15 protein-coding genes are annotated in these 15,351 nt (G+C 42.9%); 3 read left to right on the top strand and 12 right to left on the bottom strand.

The genetic code is table 11. From position 1 onward, the window contains the following. Nucleotides 1–137: 137 nt before the first annotated feature. The 6 genes from rlmD to BA724_RS07055 all read right to left on the bottom strand — a co-directional run bounded on the left by rlmD (nt 138) and on the right by BA724_RS07055 (nt 5,845). Nucleotides 138–1,508, bottom strand: a complete 1,371-nt coding sequence (rlmD, locus tag BA724_RS07030) for a 23S rRNA (uracil(1939)-C(5))-methyltransferase RlmD (RefSeq protein WP_069937958.1) — start codon at nt 1,506–1,508, stop codon at nt 138–140. A 59-nt stretch (nt 1,509–1,567) separates the two neighbouring features. Continuing rightward, nucleotides 1,568–2,320 (bottom strand): delta-lactam-biosynthetic de-N-acetylase, encoded by a 753-nt coding sequence (gene pdaA, locus BA724_RS07035; protein ID WP_069937959.1) that lies wholly within the window; start codon nt 2,318–2,320, stop codon nt 1,568–1,570. A 102-nt stretch (nt 2,321–2,422) separates the two neighbouring features. Further along, nucleotides 2,423–3,967: a fumarate hydratase gene (locus BA724_RS07040; RefSeq protein ID WP_069937960.1), complete on the bottom strand. Its 1,545-nt coding sequence runs from the start codon at nt 3,965–3,967 to the stop codon at nt 2,423–2,425. Between the two features lie 156 nt (nt 3,968–4,123). Beyond that, the gene (locus BA724_RS07045) at nt 4,124–4,303 is read right to left on the bottom strand and encodes an SE1561 family protein (protein ID WP_069937961.1); all 180 of its coding nucleotides are present in this window, start codon (nt 4,301–4,303) and stop codon (nt 4,124–4,126) included. A 21-nt stretch (nt 4,304–4,324) separates the two neighbouring features. Further along, complete coding sequence (gene cax, locus BA724_RS07050; protein WP_069937962.1) at nt 4,325–5,377, bottom strand: calcium/proton exchanger; 1,053 nt, start codon at nt 5,375–5,377, stop codon at nt 4,325–4,327. Nucleotides 5,378–5,464: 87 nt separating this feature from the next. Further along, on the bottom strand, nt 5,465–5,845 hold the full coding sequence (locus BA724_RS07055; RefSeq protein WP_069937963.1) for an OsmC family protein: 381 nt from the start codon (nt 5,843–5,845) through the stop codon (nt 5,465–5,467). Nucleotides 5,846–6,082: 237 nt separating this feature from the next. On the opposite strand from BA724_RS07055, the gene BA724_RS07060 reads away from it, so the two are divergent. Next, nucleotides 6,083–7,990 (top strand): heavy metal translocating P-type ATPase, encoded by a 1,908-nt coding sequence (locus BA724_RS07060; protein ID WP_141719892.1) that lies wholly within the window; start codon nt 6,083–6,085, stop codon nt 7,988–7,990. A 41-nt stretch (nt 7,991–8,031) separates the two neighbouring features. On the opposite strand, the gene BA724_RS07065 is transcribed toward BA724_RS07060, so the two are convergent. Both BA724_RS07065 and BA724_RS07070 read right to left on the bottom strand, forming a co-directional pair. Then, a complete protein-coding gene (locus BA724_RS07065; protein ID WP_083256127.1) occupies nt 8,032–8,877 on the bottom strand; it encodes a YihY/virulence factor BrkB family protein in 846 nt (281 codons plus the stop codon). A gap of 15 nt (nt 8,878–8,892) precedes the next feature. Beyond that, nucleotides 8,893–9,246, bottom strand: coding sequence for a YtxH domain-containing protein (locus BA724_RS07070; protein WP_069937965.1), 354 nt, complete (start codon nt 9,244–9,246; stop codon nt 8,893–8,895). A gap of 198 nt (nt 9,247–9,444) precedes the next feature. On the opposite strand from BA724_RS07070, the gene BA724_RS07075 reads away from it, so the two are divergent. Both BA724_RS07075 and BA724_RS07080 read left to right on the top strand, forming a co-directional pair. Beyond that, the gene (locus BA724_RS07075; RefSeq protein WP_069937966.1) at nt 9,445–10,794 is read left to right on the top strand and encodes an alanine/glycine:cation symporter family protein; all 1,350 of its coding nucleotides are present in this window, start codon (nt 9,445–9,447) and stop codon (nt 10,792–10,794) included. A 75-nt stretch (nt 10,795–10,869) separates the two neighbouring features. After that, nucleotides 10,870–11,091: a DUF1128 domain-containing protein gene (locus BA724_RS07080; protein ID WP_069937967.1), complete on the top strand. Its 222-nt coding sequence runs from the start codon at nt 10,870–10,872 to the stop codon at nt 11,089–11,091. Between the two features lie 78 nt (nt 11,092–11,169). On the opposite strand, the gene BA724_RS07085 is transcribed toward BA724_RS07080, so the two are convergent. The 4 genes from BA724_RS07085 to motA all read right to left on the bottom strand — a co-directional run bounded on the left by BA724_RS07085 (nt 11,170) and on the right by motA (nt 14,917). Further along, the gene (locus BA724_RS07085) at nt 11,170–12,594 is read right to left on the bottom strand and encodes a methyl-accepting chemotaxis protein (RefSeq protein WP_069937968.1); all 1,425 of its coding nucleotides are present in this window, start codon (nt 12,592–12,594) and stop codon (nt 11,170–11,172) included. Between the two features lie 142 nt (nt 12,595–12,736). After that, complete coding sequence (locus BA724_RS07090; RefSeq protein WP_069937969.1) at nt 12,737–13,255, bottom strand: type 1 glutamine amidotransferase domain-containing protein; 519 nt, start codon at nt 13,253–13,255, stop codon at nt 12,737–12,739. A gap of 113 nt (nt 13,256–13,368) precedes the next feature. After that, a complete protein-coding gene (motB, locus tag BA724_RS07095; RefSeq protein ID WP_069937970.1) occupies nt 13,369–14,127 on the bottom strand; it encodes a flagellar motor protein MotB in 759 nt (252 codons plus the stop codon). Then, nucleotides 14,114–14,917: a flagellar motor stator protein MotA gene (motA, locus tag BA724_RS07100; RefSeq protein ID WP_069937971.1), complete on the bottom strand. Its 804-nt coding sequence runs from the start codon at nt 14,915–14,917 to the stop codon at nt 14,114–14,116. Before motA ends, motB begins: the two co-directional genes overlap by 14 nt. Nucleotides 14,918–15,351: the final 434 nt, after the last annotated feature.

Here is a 15,351-nt window from a genome sequence, read left to right on the forward strand (position 1 = left end):
TCCCTAATTTAATTCACTGTATCTTCTCCCAGAGCGGACTCTCAGCCGTTTTCTCTTTCCTTCTCCCACACCTTATGCATAACTTCATTCAGAATTTGCTTCGAGTTTGCTTAATAAAGCAAGGGTTTATTTAGTAGTCACAATTTTCTCTTTAACACAACTACTGCTTCAACCTGTGCCGTTTGCGGAAACATGTCCACAGGCTGAATGCTGTCGATTTTGTATACGGCTGCAAGGTCGGTTAAGTCCTTTGCAAGAGTCGATGGATTACAGGAAACGTACACAAATGTGGCCGGTTTGATCTGCTTAATCGTTTGAATCAGCTTCCGGTCAAGTCCGGTGCGCGGCGGATCGGTGACGAGTACATCCGGCACCCAGTCTTTTTCTTTCCAGATTGGCAGCCATTTTTCGGCAGGCCCCACTTCATAGGTCGCATTGACGCCGTATTTTTCCGCATTGGCACGGGCGTCTTTAATAGATGCGGCAATCGTGTCCATTCCGCGTACTTCGGCTGCATTTTTGCCGATCCAAAGCCCGATTGTTCCTGACCCGCAGTAAGCGTCGGCCACTTTATCCGTCGGCTTCACATTCGCTGCTTTTTTTACTTCGTCATACAGCTTTTTCGTTTGAATTGGATTTAATTGAAAAAAGGCGCGAGCCGACAATTCATATTCAAACTCACCTAACTTTTCTGAGATCGTGTCACTGCCACCAATTGTTTTGGATATATCCCCCATTACCAAATGAGTATTTCCAGGATTCACATTATGGACTACTGATTTCACTTGCGGCTTTTGCGCCATTAGCTGTTCGGCAAATTGTGCCGCTTTTGGGAATGTTTTATCTCCTGTGACGATCACAGCCTGCACGTCACCTGTTTGGAATCCATATCGAACAACAATGGTTTTCACACCCTGCTTATTTTTCGAACTGTACACCGGAATGGACAGCTTGTTCATTATTTTTTTGCACTGGTGAATTGTTTCATCAACAGCATGGTGCTGTACAATGCATTCCTCAATATTGACAAGTTGATTTGAATTTGAACTATACAATCCAGAAATCATTTTTCCTTTTCGCATCTCTGTTTGAAACTGTGCTTTATTCCGGTAGCGCCATGGATCCTCCATGCCAATGGTTTCATGAATCGGCAGCTTTTCAATATTAAAAGAGGTATAGCGCTCAAGCGCTTGGACGATTAAACCCTTTTTTTCGACCAGCTGCCCTTCGTAGTTGAGATGCTGCAGCTGGCACCCGCCACATTCTTCGTAGATGGGACATGGTGGATCTATACGGTTCGGCGATGGTTTGCGCAGCTTCTTAATTACAGCTTCTGCAAATTTCGGCATTACTTTTACGGCTTCCGCGGTAATTTCTTCTCCTGGAAGAGCTCCGGGCACAAATACTGCTTTTCGCTTGAAATAGCCGACTCCCTCTCCATTAATGCCAATTCTTTTTATCGTAAGCGGGAACGTCTGCCCCGGTTTCATTTCTATTCCATTCTTCATTTACGTCACCTCAAGCTTTACTGTATCATACAACCTTGCCAATCAAAAGAAGCCAGGCATTAAGCCCCGGCAAGGTGGTCAAGAGATTTAAATTTATATCCCTTCTTTTTCAAATCACGAATTACATCAGGCAGTGCTTCCGCATTATCTTTTGAAACGCTGTGAAGCATAATAACGGCCCCCGGGTGAATTTGTTCCATGATCTCATCGTATGCATATTGTTTTCCTTTTGGCTTATCCGCGTACCAGTCTACGTAGGCAAGAGACCACATAGCGTGTGTGTATCCCGCCTTTTGGGCGGTCTTTAATACATTTTCCGAAAAAATACCGCGCGGTGGCCGGACATACTTTGTTTTTTTCTGGCCGGTTACTTTGGCCACTTGTTTTTCCACCAGCTTAAACTCCTCAACCACTGTGCTGCCCGGTACGGTTGTTAAATCGTAATGGTGCCAGGAATGGTTGCCGATAATATGCCCTTCTTTTACCATTCGCTTCAATAATTCAGGCGCACTCTCCACATAATGGCCGGTCACAAAAAAAGCGGCCGGTACTTTTTCTTTTTTTAGTGTATCTAAAATCGTTTTTGTATGGCCGTTTTCATATCCATTGTCGAATGTCAAATACACGACTTTTTTCTTCGGACTCCCTTTATAAAATGAATCGTACTCCTTTAGCATTTCATCCAGCTGGCCGCCCGCTTCCGCCTGTTGTCCGTCTGACCCTTTTTGAAATCCCCAATGAACGGCTTCTGATGATACCGCAATAACCGGCAGCATAAAAAGGAAAATAACAAACAAAATAAACTGTTTCATTTCAGCACCACCTTTTACGATTAAGATGCGCTGAATAAAGTTTCTTCATCCGTGGAAACATATTTCAAAACAAAAAAACCCGGTACAAGACCGGATTTCTTTTTACGCAAAAACAGGTTCTTTAAATTTCGCCAATTTTTGAAGTGATGATTTGTCAACTTCTTCATGAAGGCTGTTTCCATGTGAATCCATTGTCACAACAGCGGTAAAGCCTTCTACACGTAAATGCCACATCGCTTCAGGAATACCAAATTGCATTAAGTCTACTCCTTCAACGCCTTTGATGCAGTCTGCATAATATTGCGCCGCGCCGCCGATGGCATTTAAATAAACACCGCCGTGTTCACCAAGTGCCTGCAATGTTTTTGGCCCCATACCGCCTTTACCGATTACTGCACGGATGCCAAACCGCTTCATAATATCGCCTTGATATGGCTCCTCGCGAATAGACGTCGTCGGACCGGCTGCTTTTACATGCCACTGGCCGGCTTCGTCTTTCAGCATAACCGGGCCGCAGTGGTAAATCACTTGTCCGTCCAGGTCGACAGGTGCACTGTCCGCTGTGCTTAAATGCTTGTGAATTGCGTCACGGCCGGTATACATCATGCCGTTAATTTGAACGACATCTCCGACTTTAAGCTCACGGATTTGTTCTTCTGTAATTGGCGCCTGAAGTGTGACCACCCGGCTTTCTGATTTGACTTCCTGCTCTTCCTGCTGAGCCGTATCAAATGATACTTCTTCTCCGTCCTGGTAAAACCATTCGCCAATTTCACCTGTTTCAGTATTGACCGAGACACCTAAACGGCGGTACGCCCAGCAATTATAGGCAACAGACACGAAGAAGCTTGCCGGCAGACGGTTCATGACGCCGATTTTGCAGCCAAGCAGTGTTGTTTCGCCGCCAAAGCCCATTGTGCCGATTCCAAGCTCGTTCGCGTACTCCATCACATATTCTTCCAGATTGCGTAAGTCTTCATTTTCATTTACATCGTCCACACCGCGGAACAGCTGCGCTTTCGCTAAATCATACCCGGACGAGCGGTCGCCGCCGATGCCAACACCGATAAATCCGGCAGAGCAGCCTTGTCCCTGAGCCTGATAAACGGAATGCATAATGCATTTACGAATACCGTCTAAATCGCGGCCGGCTTTCCCGATGCCTTCAAGTTCGCACGGAAGGCTGTATTGAATATTTTTATTTTCACAGCCGCCGCCTTTTAAAATAAGACGCGCATCGATATAATCTTCTTCCCACTGTTCAAATTTAATGACTGGCGTCCCTGGACCGAGGTTGTTGCCGCTGTTTGAACCATCAAGGGAGTCAACGGAATTAGGGCGAAGCTTTCCGTCTTTTGTTGCCTGCTCAATCGCGGCGTAAATCGCTTTTTGAATCTGTATTTGGTTTACCCCGACCGGTGTTTTAATTTTAAATGTCGGCATACCCGTATCCTGGCAGATCGGTGAAATATTATCATCCGCCATTTTAATGTTTGTTGTGATAGTATCAAGGCTCATCGCTGCCCGTGTACCTGCATTTTCACGCTCTTTTGCTTTTTTGACTGCCCGGCGGACGTCTTTTGGAAGGTTCGTTGATGTTTCGACAATCAATGTGTACATACTTTGCTGAAATGTTTCCAAATTCATTGAGCATTTCCCCCTCAGGATTTTTCTTATGTATTTAACAAGTTCATTATACGCCTGTCCGAAATCGTTTAAAAGATAAAATCGCAAACGGTTTCAGTTGTTTTTTATAAACAAAGAAAAGCTTAAGCTGCACGTATACAGTTTAAGCTTTCCGAATTAACCGCGGCTGCGGAATTGTTCACATTTTAATTCAATATCATCGATCATCTCGATTAAGCGGTCAATGTCTTCTACTTCTGCTTCTTCCGGATCAATCGAATCCAATACTTCCATAAAAATATTCAATCGCTCTTTTAAATATACGACCTGCTTTTCTTTATCTTGAATCGGTTTCAATTCAACGCTTCCCTTCTTCCGTTATAACAAGTAAAACCCAATGCCCATGATGAAGTATGCAGCGAGAAGTGTCAACCCTTCAAACCAGTTCGTCTCCCCGTCATTGGAAATGCTGATGGCGAGAAATACGGCCGTAATCATTGATACAAGCTCCGGTATCGTAAAGACAAGCGGCATTGGTGTTGGGAACAAAAGAGAAATCAACACGAGCACTGGCGCAACAAACATTGCAACCTGCAATGTAGAGCCAATCGCAATTTCAACCGCAATGTCCATCTTATTTTTCATCGCCATTAAAATAGCAGAAGCATGTTCAGCGGCATTTCCGACAATAGCGACAATGATAACCCCGATAAAAAGCTCAGACCAGCCAAACTGCTCGCCGACTGCTTCAAATGTATGAACAAGGCTTTCTGCCACATACGCCACAGCTGCAGTAGCTGCCAGCAAGATAAGAATCGCTTTGTTCTTGCCCCATTCTGGCACTTCTTCATGATGTGTTTCATTTCCTTCAGAAGCATATACACCACGATGTGTCACAAGCTTGAAAAACAAGCCTGCAAGGTAAATTGCGATCATAACAATTGAAATGCCGATACTCAGGTTCAACGTTTTCGCTTCCGTCATTGACATTGAAAAAATTTCCGGAATGACAAACCCCACAACAACGGCGAAAATAAGCAGTGCTGAGTTGTGGCGCGCATCGTGCACACTGAATGTCTGCCGCTTGAATTTCAATCCACCCATAAAAAATGAAAGGCCTGCAACGAGCAGCAAGTTTCCAAGAACTGAACCAGTTAAGGATGCCAGCACAACACCAACCAGTCCCGCTTTTAACGCAAAAATAGAAATAATAAGTTCAACAGCGTTTCCAAACGTCGCATTTAACAATCCGCCGACTCGTGGTCCAACTACAATCGCCAGACTTTCTGTCGCTCTTCCCATGTAGCTTGACAGCGCAATGACCGTTGCACTGCAAATCACAAACATGACCACACTCGGCCAGTGCAAAAGTGACCCTGCAATCGTCAGCGGAACACCCGCTGCAATCATAATCGCAAACACTTTTCCCATAATTCCACTCTCCATTAAATCAAAGTAAACAGCTTAGTACTTAGTCATCATACCCACTATTTACTTTATTTAACACTACAAATCGAATTATTTTAACTCAAATGTTTCTTCTATTTCTATGGCCGGAATAACCGATTGCACCATGGAACAATTTTTTCTCGTTAATTCGAGCGCTTTGCGCACTTTTTCTTCTTTTAAACCTGCCCCTTTAATAATAAAATGCACGTGTATTTTTTCGACACGATCTGCCTCGTTTGGATTCCGGACAACATCGGTTTGAATCGTAATATCATCAATGTCAATCCGCTGTTTCGCAAATATTTTGCGCAGCACACCGCCGCTGCAGACCGCAACCGATGACACAAGAAGCTGATACGGCCGGAACCCATATGTATCATCTCCAGAAATGTGCAGTTCCCCGTATGGAAAATGGGCTGTAAATCCGCCTTCTTTCATTTTAAATTCCATTTTTATCTCTCCTTTTAATTTTTTATACTCCCTATTGTATCGAATCACCTTTATCAAGCCAATAAAAGACACTTGCATCTTTCTTTCAGTATGGTATGATGAATTTAAATTATAATTATTATAAATTAAAAATTATTTCATTCTAATTGAAAAACCTTTTTCATTAAAGGCTTCAATAATGATAATCATCATCAATAGCATGATCATCATTCTCAATTAGAAAAGGAGGATATGATAATGACTACGTATAATGAGAATTCAATGCCCCGCGACAGCTTTATTCAAAAATTCATTTCTCATGTTGAATTAATTGCCGCACTGTTTAGCGGTGTCCTTATTTTAGCCGGGTGGCTGCTGGATCGAAATGACGCGGATACAGCTTCTGTGATTGCTTATTTATCCGCATTTACAATTGGCGGATATGCAAAAGCGAAAGAAGGCATTGAAGCAACGATTGAAGAGAAAGAATTAAATGTCGAGATGCTGATGATTTTAGCGGCGGCCGGATCAGCCGCAATCGGTTATTGGACAGAAGGCGCTATTTTAATTTTTATTTTTGCCGTAAGCGGCGCACTTGAAACATACACGATGAATAAAAGCCAACGGGAAATTTCCGCGCTGATGGATCTTCAGCCCGATACAGCCCTGCTCGTTCGTGACGGCATTGAAGAGCATGTTCATGTTTCTGAGTTAACACGGGGTGACATCATTATCGTAAAACCTGGTGAGCGGGTTCCGGCTGACGGCCTCATTTCAAAAGGGTATACAACAATTGATGAAGCAGCAATTACAGGAGAATCCATTCCTGTTTCAAAAAAGGATGGCGCCGATGTTTTTGCCGGTACCGTCAATATGACGGGGTCAGTTTATATTAAAGTAACAAAAAAAGCGAATGAAACTCTTTTCCAAAAAATTATTGATCTCGTTCAATCCGCACAAAGTGAAAAATCTCCATCTCAGCAATTTATTGAACGGTTTGAAGGAATGTATGTAAAGGTTGTCCTTGCTGTTGTTGCATTAATGATGTTTTTGCCGCATTTCCTGCTTGGCTGGAGCTGGACAGAAACGTTTTACCGCGCAATGGTGCTTCTCGTTGTGGCTTCCCCCTGTGCACTTGTGGCATCTATTATGCCTGCGACATTATCCGCCATTTCACAAGGTGCCCGCAATGGCATTTTGTTTAAAGGCGGTGCTCATCTTGAGAATTTAAGTCATGTGAAAGCGATCGCGTTTGATAAAACAGGAACGTTAACACGCGGGAAGCCTGAAGTGACAGATATAATTATTCGAGATGGCTTGAGCCGCGTGGAATTGCTCCGGGCGGCCGCGTCCATAGAAAGCAGGTCAAATCATCCATTAGCACATGCAGTCGTTCGATATGTACAGCAGGAAAAAATCTCATTTTCGCCACCTGATCAACTTGAAGATGCAGCCGGATGGGGTGTAAAGGGAACAATTGGAACGAAAGAGTGGAAAATCGGCAAAGCCTCTTTTGTCGGCAAAGAAGAAGCCGCCATATTTGCAGATGATGCCGCTGTCCAATTTGCGGAAGAAGGAAAAACGACCATCTATGTGGCTGATCAAGCAGGAATCGCAGCTGTTATTGCCCTTCAAGATATTATTCGTGAAGAAACGAAGCAAGCCTTAAAAACCCTGCAGGATGAAGGGATTTTCACCATTATGCTGACCGGTGACAGTGAAAAAACCGCGAAGGCGATTGCTTCTGAAACCGCGCTTGGCTCCTATGTTGCCGAATGCCTGCCAGAACACAAAGTCGACCATGTGAAAGGTTTGCTTCAAAAGTATGGGACAGTCGCAATGGTCGGTGACGGCATTAACGATGCCCCGGCTCTTGCTACCGCTTCAGTCGGGATTGCGATGGGCGAAGGCTCAGATGTCGCGCTTGAAACAGCAGATATTGTGTTAATGAAAAATGATTTACCGAAAATTGCCGAAGCAATTAAACTGTCTCGCAAAATGCAGCGGATTGTAAAACAAAATATCATTTTTTCCCTTTCGGTTATCGTTCTGCTGATTATCTCAAATTTTTTCCAATTGCTTGATTTGCCGTTTGGCGTACTTGGACACGAAGGAAGCACGATTCTTGTTATTTTAAATGGCCTGCGTCTTTTGAAAAACGCATAAGAAAACCCGCTTGAGAATAAAATTTCTCAAGCGGGTTTTTATTAGTTTGTACCGCGTTTCTGATCGTTCCGGAGTGCATTTACTTCCCCACCGATTAAAATAATCATCGCCGATAAGTAGAGCCAGATCATTAAGATGATTACGCCCCCAATACTTCCATACGTCGCAGAATAATTACCGAAGTTATTCACATAAAATGAAAAGCCGAGTGAGACAATAATCCATCCGATCGTCGCAAAAAGTGCCCCTGGCAAAACCGTTACGTATTTTACTTTTAAATTTGGGGCCAAATAATATAAGCCCACAAACACAAGAAATAAAACAACCGGCGGCAGCAGGAAGCGAATCCATGTCCAGACGATTAAAAACTGGTCACCCATGCCCAGAAATTCAAAAGCAAATCTGCCAATCTGCTCACCGAATACTTGAAGAATAAGCATAACGGCAATAATAAAAATAAAAGCGAATGTTAATAAAATCGATAGTCCGCGCGCTACGTAAAACGCTCTTGTTTCTTTTACATCGTACGCATAATTTAATCCCTTGATCACTGCATTCATCGCATTAGACGCTGACCAGATTGTCCCCAGAATACCTACTGATAATAAGCCTCCATTTTGATTGGATGTGACTTCAAACAACGTATCCTGTACAAGGCTTAACGAATCCGCCGGCGCAAAGGTTTTAATGATGTTAAACACTTCATTTGGATCAATCGGCAAGTACCCGAGCAATGTGACCATAAAAATCATCAGCGGGAATAAAGCAAGTAGAAAAAAGTAAGCCATTTGTGCCGCTATACCCGGTACATCTGAAGCTTTCACTCTTCGAAGCAGGTGTTTAAAGAAAATACGAAATTCTGCTTTTTTATCTGTAGGTTCTCCCAAAAATCTTCTCCTCCGTTATGACGACGGATATTGTGCACTTGCCGATGAAGCTGCTGGATTTTGTTCTTGCGGCACAAAAGTTGATTTTGTTTCTTGGACAAGGTCTTTTACTTCCGGCGTCAATTCTTTTAAGTCATCTACTTTTCCTTTAATAAATGAAACATCTTCATTAATTTTCTGTGCTGTTTCAGTTGCCCGGTCGATCAGTTCACGCGATGACTCTGTTAACTGCTCTGGATCTTTTGCAAGCGCCATTATATAACTTGCCCAGGAAGACATTTCCTGGCGTGTTCCGCGGTCCAGAAGCGCGATTATACCCCCAACAGCAGCACCTGCTGCCACACTTACGAAAAATTTACTTTTACCCATTGAATACTCATCCTTTCTTTATCCCAGTAATATCTAGTATTCGGCTTGTCAGGCCGGTTTTCCTTTTCAGATGTTGAAGCTTTTCCCTTAATAAAAAAAATTAAAACACATATTGTTAAAAAATAAATTTTATTTAAATAATGCAGGGTTTTTCAGAGTTGTTTTTTATAGTGAAAAACTAAAGAGGGAGAGAGTATTATGGGACAAGATAAGCTAATAGAAATGCTTGGCAGGATCAGTTCGTTTATTTGGGGTCTGCCGCTTTTAGTTCTTATTATCGGTACTGGTATTTATTTTACGGTGCGCATTGGCTTTCTACAAATACGCCTTCTGCCTTATTCACTTAAGCTTGCGTTCAGCAAAAATCAAGACACCCATTCAGAAGGAGACATCTCCCAATTTCAAGCACTAATGACAGCTCTCGCCGCGACCATCGGAACCGGAAATATTGTCGGTGTGGCAGCAGCTGTACTGATGGGTGGTCCGGGCGCACTCTTCTGGATGTGGATCAGCGCTTTTTTTGGAATGGCCACAAAATACACAGAAGCGGTTCTGGCTGTTAAGTACCGTGTGCAAGATGAGGACGGCGAGATGTCCGGCGGTCCGATGTATTATTTGGAACATGGACTGAACCAAAAATGGCTTGGTGTCTTATTTGCTTTATTTGGTGCAATTGCGGCATTCGGTATCGGTAACCTTGTCCAGGCAAATTCGGTTGCAGGAGTTGTTAACTCAACGTTTAATGTCCCCCCTTGGATAACAGGGCTTGTCTTAATGATTTTTACGGGACTTGTATTGCTTGGAGGCATTAAAAGCATTGGCCGTGTCACCGCCTTTTTCGTCCCCGTAATGGCTGCTTTTTACGTGATTGCCGGCTTAGCTGTTTTAGCAATGAATCTGGCTGATATTCCAGCTGCACTGGTATTAGTATTCACCGATGCTTTCACAGGAGAAGCTGTCGCCGGCGGTGCGCTCGGAACTGTTATACGCTATGGGGTTGCACGCGGAGTATTCTCAAATGAAGCAGGGCTTGGTTCTGCCCCAATTGCAGCAGCCGCAGCAAAAACGGATATGCCTGCCCGCCAGGCACTCGTTTCAATGACCCAAGTATTTATCGATACGATCGTCATTTGTTCGATTACCGGATTAATCATTGTTTTAGCCGGGCAATACAATTCCGGCCTTAAAGGAAGCGAATTGACTACGGCATCCTTTAACGCATTTCTTGGTTCAGCCGGCTCTTATGTCGTCGCGATCGGTTTGCTGTTTTTTGCTTCTTCGACAATTATCGGCTGGTCGTATTATGGGGAAAAATGCTTCTCCTATTTATTCAGCAAAAAAGTTGTGAAATATTACCGCATCGTTTTCGTACTCGCCGTGTTCGTCGGTGCGGTTACCAGCCTTGAACTTGTCTGGACAATCGCTGATATTATGAACGGTTTGATGGCGCTCCCAAACTTAGTCGGATTGCTTGGATTGTCAGGTGTTGTCATTGCAGAAACACACAGTATTTTAAAGAAAATCAAAGAAGAAAAGCGCGCAGCTTAATCGCATTTTCTGCTTTATTGACAAGTGCTGCAAAACATGGAATGATTATAAAAAAATGAAAAAGGTGACAACGTCGTGGATTTAAGCATAAAATCAGCTCAAAATATTAAGTATATGGTCGATCAAATTACAACAAAGCTCCGGATGGTGAATACAGGCGCCATCAGCCCGGAACATTTCAGCACATCTTCTTATGAAGACTTGAAAGACATTTACGATTTAGTTATGCGCAAGCAGTCGTTCAGTCCAAATGAAATGCAGGCGATTGCAGAAGAACTCGGAAATTTGCGCAAATAAAAAAGATACCCGCTGGCTGCCGCTGCGGGTATCTTTTTCTTTTATTTACTCAATGGTTTTTTCGTTTGTTTCTTCATCTCATACTTCTTCTGGTTCTTCTATATTTAAACCTACTTTGCGGCTGCTTCCCGCCTGGAATCTTTCAATATGATCACCTAATTCGCTGGAATGCTGATCGAGTTGCGCAGCAATGTGCGAAATAGCATCCACTGATCGATTCGTTTCCTGTACACTCGCAGCTGCTTCTTCAATTCCTGCTGCTGATTCTTGAGAAACCGCCGCAATATTTGAAATGGATTGATTCACTTTTACAGTATGATCCATAACGACATATAATGAATCTGAAATGGCTGTAATGTTTGTGCTTACCTGGCTGATTCGCTTCTTCATTTCACTGAACTTCTCGCCAGTGCCGGTAATTTGGCTGCTTCCTTTCGAGACAAGTTCATAGCCACTTTCGAGCGTCACAACCGCTTCAGCGGATTCCTGCTGCACACTTGCAATAATATCATTTATGCCTATGATGGATTGAGCTACTTGCTCAGCCAGCTTCCTCACTTCATCCGCGACAATGGCGAAACCACGCCCATGCTCACCGGCCCGAGCCGCTTCAATGGCTGCATTTAAGGCAAGCAGGTTTGTCTGTTCTGCCACTTGTCGTATAATGCTGACGAGTTCCGTAATATCCTTCATTCGGTCATCGAGCCCTTTTACTTTTTCAAGCGCATTCGTCATGTTTTGGTAAATTGTATTCATTTGATCAACCGACTGCTTCATTTCTCTTTCCCCTTCATCGGTTAAAGAGACCATATCCGACGCGCCTTGTTTTACTTCTTCACCGCTCATCGCGGCAATTGAAATATCTTCGACAAACTTTCCAAACATTTCTGTTAACGTGGCAGCCGACTGAGCCTGTTCTTCTGCACCTGCAGACATTTGCTGCATCATCGCCGCGACCTGGCCCGTTTCCTGCTGAACCCGATCTGATTGTTGATGAAGCGATGCACTTTCTTCTTCTACTTTTTTCGAGACGCCATTTATATCATAAAAAATTGAGACAAGCTGGCTGTTTATTTCATTCACGGCTAAAACAAGCTGACCGACTTCATCATTTGATGTTGTGTGAAGAGGCTCATTTTGAACATGGCCCGCAGCCATTTCTTTCATCCGGGCAGCCACTTCTTTCAGTGGACGAGTAATGGCACGGACACTTCCCAAGGCTAATAAAAGACCGCCTGCTAAAGACCCGATCGCTAGAATAAGGCTGATGGCCATTGAACGCTGACCATACGCGATAACATTTTCACTTTCTGCTGCTATTTGCTGTGCATTTTCAGGTGAAATGTTTTCATCATTCAACAATTGTGGCAATGTCTCTGAAAGTAGATTTTCGGTATTATTATTTAAGCTCGAAATCGAAACGAGATTCACTGCCGAAATGATAACCGCTAATATAATTAAAATACCGAAGCTTAATAAAAGTTTTCCCCGTAAACTTCTCATTGATGATGACACCCCTTTAATAAGTAAGTAAAAACTAATAGTTCATAAAACCTATTATACATCTATTCCCCTAAAAAACCGATATTTTTTCACAAAAAAAGACCGCAGCATGGCGGTCTTTAATATTCAGTATTCAGCTTACTTATTGAGCAAGCAGCTTTAATGATTCACGGTTAAATGCTGGAATATCCTCTGGCTGACGGCTTGTTACAAGCTGATTTTGACAGACGACAACTTCCTCATCGTGAAGATTGGCTCCAGCGTATTCAAGATCAACATGAATAGATTTAAACCCTGTTGCATCACGGCCTTCAAGTGATTTTGCCGTAATGAGCAGCTGTGGTCCATGACAAATGGCAAAAACCGGCTTTTTCGCATCCATAAATTCTTTTGTAAATTGAACGAAGCGGTCATCCGCCCGTAGCTGGTCTGGAGAAAAACCGCCTGGTAATAACAGTGCATCAAACTCGGAAGAATTCACTTCATCGATCCCTTTGTCGATTGAAACTGTCGCTTCTCCCTGTTTCCCTTTCACGGTTTTTCCAGCTTCTTTTTCAATATTAATCAGTTCATGCCCAGCTTCCTTAAAAGCTTTTGCCGGCTCCGTGTATTCTACGTCTTCAAACATATCTGTAATTAAAACAGCAATTTTCTTACCCATAATCAGTGTTTCTCCTCTCTTTGTTAACTTTCTTTTTTATTTACAGTAAGAAGTTTACCCAGAGATTCAGCCTTTAAACAAAAAAACAGAAAGGGTTCATTCACCCCATTCTGTTATTGAATCGAAGAATTTGTAGATTGATCAGTTTCTCCCTGCGGCAAAATTAAAATTTCCACCCGCCGGTTCTGCGCCCGTCCATCAGCCGTGTCGTTTGAAGCGATCGGCTGATATTCTCCATATCCTTTTGCACTGAATAAACGTGGATCAAGCTGTTCATTTTTCAAAATTTCTTTCATGAAGTTAACGGCACGCATCGCGCTTAATTCCCAGTTCGAGTCAAATTGTGCTGTGCTGATCGGTACATTATCTGTATGACCGCTTATAATAATGCTGCGTGGGGTATCCATGACGAGCAGTTGAGAAATTTCTTTTGCGTTTCCAAGATGGGCAGGCTGAATTTCAGCTTCACCAGAATTAAATAAGACATTATCGCGTATACGCAAAAGCAGCCCTTCGCCATTCAACGTCGTTTCCACTTTATCCTGCAAATTATTTTCTTTAATATATGCTGTCATTTTTTCCTGCATTTCCTGCAATTCTTTTTGATCCGCCGCTTTTAAATTCTCTTGCTCATCTGTTTCAGACATGGCAGGATCAGCAACCGGGCTTGGGAAATCGAGAACGCCGGTGCCGCCTTCCATCTCATTTTGAAAAGCATTTGCAAGGGCCTGAAACTTCTGGACATCGACGGAGCTGCTCGCAAACAAAACAATAAATAAAGCAAGCAGCAGCGTCAGTAAATCCGCGTACGGTATAAGCCATGATTCATCTACATGCTCTTCATGCTTTTTATGCCTTTTATGCTTCGCCATCTCCTTGTCCACCTCCATCGGCATTCAGTAATTTTTTCTTTTCATCCGCCGGCAGATAAGAAGACAGCTTCTGCTCAAGGACACGCGGCGCTTCTCCTTCTAAGATTGAAAGAATGCCTTCCACCATCATTTCTTTTACTTTCGCTTCCATACCCGATTTACGCTTCAATTTGTTCGCAAAAGGATGCCATAAAACATATCCGGTAAATATCCCAAGCAATGTAGCTACAAATGCCGCTGAAATGGCGTGACCAAGCGCATTGGTATCAGCCATATTGCCGAGCGCCGCAATAAGACCAATAACGGCACCGAGCACTCCAAGCGTCGGTGCGTATGTGCCAGCTTGTGTAAAGATCGCCGCCCCTGACGCATGGCGGTCTTCCATTGCCGCAATTTCTTCACTAAGCACATCGCGGATATAATCTGCACTTTGGCCGTCCACCGCCAGGCTCATACCATTTTTCAAAAAATCATCTTCAATTTCACTCATTTTTGTTTCAAGAGACAATAACCCTTCTTTACGGGCAAGTTCAGCCCATCCTGTAAATAAGCCGATTACTTCCTGCGGGCTCATTCTTTTTTGATCTTTAAACAAAATGCCGAATAACTTAGGAACTTTTTTCAAATCGGATCCCGGAAAAGCAATTGTTACAGCTGCTACTGTGCCGACGACAATAATCAAAAAGGCGGCCGGGTTCATGAGAACAGATGGGCTGACCCCTTTGGCAACCATACCCACTCCAACCGCAATAATACCTAAAATAATACCAACAAGAGAAGATTTATCCATAATATGCTAACTCCTTATTTCCATAGACTTTTTTTACTATCATTCATTTAAAGAATATTTTACACGTTTCGACAAAGAAAAAGAATGGCAAAACTGTTACATTCTGATCTTTTATTTTTCGAAAAAATAATAAAATATTATCATTAGATTTACATATATTTTCTAAAATAAGTGTAACTCAGATGAGAAAGAGGTCTTTACAGCCATGATAAACTTAGTGATTCTGTCTTCTTTAATATTTTTCCTTTTTATAACATTCTCCTTTTTATTCAAATGTACTTATTATTAAATTTTTACAACGTCTTTTTTCAGCTCCCGCTCATAGTTTGACTGCGCGACTTGAAGGAAACAAATTCGCTCTGGCCATTCCCGGTACACACAGCAGGCGAAAAATCCAAAGGATTCTTTCCAAACAATTTTTATCTTTACAAAAC

Source organism: Domibacillus iocasae, assembly GCF_001750285.1.
GTDB classification, from domain to species: Bacteria; Bacillota; Bacilli; order Bacillales; family Domibacillaceae; genus Domibacillus; species Domibacillus iocasae.

Bases quoted from the DNA above. Each gene is read 5' to 3' on its own strand.
- rlmD (WP_069937958.1), bottom strand. From the start codon at position 1,508: ATGAAGAATGGAATAGAAATGAAACCGGGGCAGACGTTCCCGCTTACG.
- pdaA (WP_069937959.1), bottom strand. From the start codon at position 2,320: ATGAAACAGTTTATTTTGTTTGTTATTTTCCTTTTTATGCTGCCGGTT.
- BA724_RS07040 (WP_069937960.1), bottom strand. From the start codon at position 3,967: ATGAATTTGGAAACATTTCAGCAAAGTATGTACACATTGATTGTCGAA.
- cax (WP_069937962.1), bottom strand. From the start codon at position 5,377: ATGGGAAAAGTGTTTGCGATTATGATTGCAGCGGGTGTTCCGCTGACG.
- BA724_RS07055 (WP_069937963.1), bottom strand. From the start codon at position 5,845: ATGGAATTTAAAATGAAAGAAGGCGGATTTACAGCCCATTTTCCATAC.
- BA724_RS07060 (WP_141719892.1), top strand. From the start codon at position 6,083: ATGACTACGTATAATGAGAATTCAATGCCCCGCGACAGCTTTATTCAA.
- BA724_RS07070 (WP_069937965.1), bottom strand. From the start codon at position 9,246: ATGGGTAAAAGTAAATTTTTCGTAAGTGTGGCAGCAGGTGCTGCTGTT.
- BA724_RS07075 (WP_069937966.1), top strand. From the start codon at position 9,445: ATGGGACAAGATAAGCTAATAGAAATGCTTGGCAGGATCAGTTCGTTT.
- BA724_RS07085 (WP_069937968.1), bottom strand. From the start codon at position 12,594: ATGAGAAGTTTACGGGGAAAACTTTTATTAAGCTTCGGTATTTTAATT.
- BA724_RS07090 (WP_069937969.1), bottom strand. From the start codon at position 13,255: ATGGGTAAGAAAATTGCTGTTTTAATTACAGATATGTTTGAAGACGTA.
- motB (WP_069937970.1), bottom strand. From the start codon at position 14,127: ATGGCGAAGCATAAAAGGCATAAAAAGCATGAAGAGCATGTAGATGAA.
- motA (WP_069937971.1), bottom strand. From the start codon at position 14,917: ATGGATAAATCTTCTCTTGTTGGTATTATTTTAGGTATTATTGCGGTT.